1 pseudogene is annotated in these 667 nt (G+C 67.2%); it reads right to left on the bottom strand.

Annotation, left to right across the window (positions count from 1 at the left end):
- Position 1 precedes the first annotated feature (1 nt).
- A pseudogene (locus tag Q664_RS10740) lies at positions 2 to 667 on the bottom strand (hypothetical protein); the annotation flags it as partial.

Consider the following 667-nt stretch of genomic DNA (forward strand, 5'->3'; position numbering starts at 1 on the left):
CTCACTGGTATTGGAAGTAGGCCCAGGCGGACTGGGGAGCCTGGCCGAGGGAGTTCCAGGCCTTCACCGTATAGGTATAGGTGGTGTTGCGCACGGAGGGGGTGAGGGTGAGCGAGGTGGCCGAGGTGGTGAAGGTGTTGAAGTACACCCACTGAGAGCCCGTCCAGGACAGCATGTACACCTCGTAGGAGGTGGCACCGGAGGAGGGGCTCCAGGAGAGGGTGACGGAGCCACTGCCCATGTTGGCGTAGCCATCCGGAGACATGCCGGTGACCTGGGAGGGAAGGGAGGAGGAGCCGGAGAGGGAGATGCTCCAGGACTGCTGCTCGCCGAACCACTGGACGCCGTCCTGGACCATCTGGACGGAGAGGGAGGTGGAGGAGCCGCTGGAGGGAGCGCGCACGGAGAAGGAGAAGTCGTGCGTGGAGCCGGGAGCGACGTCATGGCACAGCTCCACGCGGGCGTCGGTGGGGCTGTTGGCGTAGCCGCCGCAGGAGCTGAAGGACACCCAGGAGAGGGAGTTGGAGGAGAGGGCGCCCAGCCGGTGAAGGGAGGACTTCCTCCAGGTGGTGGTGCCGGTGTTCTTCACGCGCAGGGTGATGGGGGTGGTGGCGCCCGGGGCCAGCGTGGCCGGCACGCTGCTCGCGCTCTCCTGCACCTCGGCGCT

The organism is Archangium violaceum Cb vi76 (assembly GCF_000733295.1).
GTDB classification, from domain to species: domain Bacteria; phylum Myxococcota; class Myxococcia; order Myxococcales; family Myxococcaceae; genus Archangium; species Archangium violaceum.